Here is a 3055-nt window from a genome sequence, read left to right as displayed (position 1 = left end):
GCCGTGGTCGGCGCCATTGTGCTGCTGGTGATCTACGGCTTGATCAAGAAGAAGTAAGCGCCGCCAGCAGCGTGCCGGCGTAGCCCGGTAACGCGGCAAAATCCGTGGCGCACAGCAGCAGTTTGCGCTGTGCCCACGGATCGCTTAACGCCAGGCTGCTAAACCCCTTCGGCCCCTGCCAACGCTCGATCGCCGCCTGCGGCACCACGCCTAGGCCGGCACCCCGCGCGACCATGCGCAACACCCCATCAAAACTCTCTGCCCGCACGCGAATGCGTAAGCGTTGGCCGGCGTGCAGCGCCTGTTCTTCCAGATAAATCGCCAGCGCGCTATTGAGCGCCAGGCCGACAAACTCGTGGGCCAAGGTGTCGCTGAAGCTGATTTCCTTGCGTGTCGCCAACGGGTGATCTCGCGGTATTACCAGCGCCAGCGGGTCATTGCGAAACGGCAAGGTTTGCAGACCGCTGCTGTCCACCGCATCGGAAATAATGCCGATATCGGCCGCGCCTTCGCGGATGCCTTGCAGAATGCGCAGGCTCGGCCGTTCCTGCAGGTCGATATCGATATGGGGGTGGCTGGCGAGAAAGTCGGCCAGCACTTCGGGCAGGTATTCGCTTAGCGCGGTGGTGTTGCACAGCAGGCGCACTTGGCCTTTAAAGCCGCTGGCGTAGTCGGCCAAGTCGAACTGCAAATGCTCGACCTGCTGCACAATCAGCCGCCCATGGCGCGCCAGGGCATTGCCGGCTGCGGTGGCGCTTACTCCACGTCTTCCACGTTCCAGCAATGGCGTACCCAGCGAGGCCTCCATCGCCCGAATGCGCGCACTGGCCGAGGCCAATGACAGGTGGCAGCGGCTGGCGCCCGCGGTGATAGTGCCGGCTTCAAGAATGCGCACAAACAGGCGCAGGTCGATCAGATCCATGTGCATGGCGGTTTCCGCTAATGGCTTAGCCTCAGTCTATGCCAGAGGCAAGCTTAGCGATTCGCAGATTTTCCTAAAGCGGCCGCTGGCGCAGGATAGCGCCATGAATAACCCTCTCGATTTCTATCAACACCTCGGTCTTAGCCTCACATTGCTGGTGCTGGTGACCTTTCTGCTTGCCGGCACAGTCAAGGGTGTTATCGGCCTGGGCTTGCCGACCGTGGCCATGGGTTTGCTCGGCCTGGCTATGTTACCGCCACAGGCAGCGGCGTTGTTGTTGGTGCCCTCGACCGTTACCAACCTCTGGCAGCTGGCGTTTGGCGGCGCCTTGAAAACGTTGCTGCGCCGGCTGTGGCCGATGCTGGCGTCTATCGCCATTGGCACCGGGTTGGGCAGTGGCTGGCTGGGCCTGGGTTCGGACCAAGACATGACCCGCGCCCTCGGCGGCGCTTTGCTGCTGTATGCCCTTAGCGGTTTGCTGCTGCCGCCGCTGCGCGTGCCGCCAACGTACGAGCGCTGGCTGGGCCCACTGTGCGGTTTGCTCACCGGCATCGTCACCGCTGCCACCGGGGTGTTTGTGATTCCCGCGGTGCCCTATCTGCAAGCGTTGGGCTTGCAGCGTAACGAGCTGGTGCAGGCCCTGGGCCTGTCGTTTACCGTCTCCACCCTGGCCCTTGGCGCCGGTTTATTCTGGCGTGGCGAAGTGGGCAGCGGTGAGTTGGGGGCTTCGTTATTAGCCCTGCTGCCGGCTTTGCTGGGCATGTGCGTTGGCCAATGGTTGCGCCAGCGCATCAGCGCCTTGCTGTTTAAACGGGTGTTCTTTATCGGCTTAGGTTTATTGGGCCTGCACCTTCTAATTAGCGGCTGATAGACTCGCCGCCTCCCCATGCCGCCCCGAGTTTTCCATGCGCCGCGTACTCTTTAGCCTGCTGTTGCTCAGTGGTGTTGCCCACGCCCAGTTGCCGGAAACCGACTGGTTGGCGCTGATGCCCAAGTCCGATCAAAAGGCGCTCGAAGAGATGCCGGAGATCAGCCACAACACCCCTGAAGGCGATGGCACCTTTAATAGCAAAGGGGGCTTGAAGCAGGAGAAAGGTCTGCCGGCGGTGATGTATTCGAGCAAAACCGTGGCGGCAATGAATAACAAAAATATCCGCATCGGCGGCTACCCGGTGCCGCTGGAAACCGACGCCAAGGGCCGCGCCACGTTGTTCTTCCTCGTGCCTTACCCAGGCGCCTGCATCCATGTGCCGCCACCACCGCCCAACCAAATGGTGCTGGTGCGCTACCCCAAAGGCCTGAAGCTCGACGATATCTACGCGCCGCTGTGGGTAACCGGCACGCTGAAAGTGGAAAAGGTCAGCAATGACCTGGCCGACGCCGCCTATGCGCTGGATGCCAGCAATGTGCGAGCGGTGACCGAGGCGGACCTGTAATCAACGATCCCCACCCGGTGTAATAGATTTTTTCTTATGGCCATCAAGCGGCGATAGCTTTTACTCTGACGGCCACTCTTACGCCGCCGGTTACCCGCTATGCCGACTTCCATGATTGCCATGCGTAACGCCTGGGTTAACCAGGCGCACACCCATCCCTTCACCACCCTGGGCTTTGCCGCCGCCGGTTTGGCCGTGCTGGTGCTGCTGGTGATGAGCATCTACAACGCCTTTCAGGGCGATGGCTCAGGGCATTTGCAGTACGCCTTTTATGGCGGCCTGGCGGGCTTTGGCGCTACCGCATTGGGCGCCGTGTTTGCCTTGGCGATGGGCTCGATCAAGGCGCGTACCCAAGACACCATGCTCGGCTTTGCCGCCGGCATGATGCTCGCCGCCAGCTCGTTTTCCCTGATTCTGCCGGGCCTGGCTGCGGCCAAAGAAATCACCGGCAACGGTCCAATGGCGGCGCTGACCGTGGTGGTTGGCTTAGGCCTTGGCGTACTGCTGATGCTCGGCCTGGACCGCTTTACCCCCCACGAACACGACAGCACCGGCCCCTGCGGCCCGGAAGCCGAGCGCATCAACCGCGTATGGTTGTTTGTGTTGGCGGTCACCCTGCACAACATTCCCGAAGGCATGGCCATCGGCGTGAGCTTCGCGGGTGGTGATATGAGCGTCGGCTTGCCGCTGACCACCG

At 61.8% G+C, this 3055-nt stretch carries 4 protein-coding genes; 3 read left to right on the top strand and 1 reads right to left on the bottom strand.

The window, feature by feature from the left end; genetic code table 11:
• Window positions 1–43: 43 nt before the first annotated feature.
• Window positions 44–928, bottom strand: coding sequence for a LysR substrate-binding domain-containing protein (locus AAAB16_RS25435; protein ID WP_340665862.1), 885 nt, complete (start codon window positions 926–928; stop codon window positions 44–46).
• A gap of 97 nt (window positions 929–1025) precedes the next feature.
• On the opposite strand from AAAB16_RS25435, the gene AAAB16_RS25430 reads away from it, so the two are divergent.
• From AAAB16_RS25430 to AAAB16_RS25420, 3 genes are all read left to right on the top strand, one after another.
• Window positions 1026–1790 (top strand): sulfite exporter TauE/SafE family protein, encoded by a 765-nt coding sequence (locus AAAB16_RS25430; protein ID WP_340665861.1) that lies wholly within the window; start codon window positions 1026–1028, stop codon window positions 1788–1790.
• A 37-nt stretch (window positions 1791–1827) separates the two neighbouring features.
• Window positions 1828–2358, top strand: coding sequence for a DUF3299 domain-containing protein (locus AAAB16_RS25425; protein ID WP_340665860.1), 531 nt, complete (start codon window positions 1828–1830; stop codon window positions 2356–2358).
• A gap of 99 nt (window positions 2359–2457) precedes the next feature.
• A partial coding sequence (locus AAAB16_RS25420; protein ID WP_369335454.1) for a ZIP family metal transporter occupies window positions 2458–3055 on the top strand: 598 nt, incomplete at its 3' end.

The organism is Pseudomonas sp. (assembly GCF_037994325.1).
Lineage (GTDB): Bacteria > Pseudomonadota > Gammaproteobacteria > Pseudomonadales > Pseudomonadaceae > Aquipseudomonas.
This window is presented reverse-complemented; position numbering and strand designations above follow the sequence as displayed.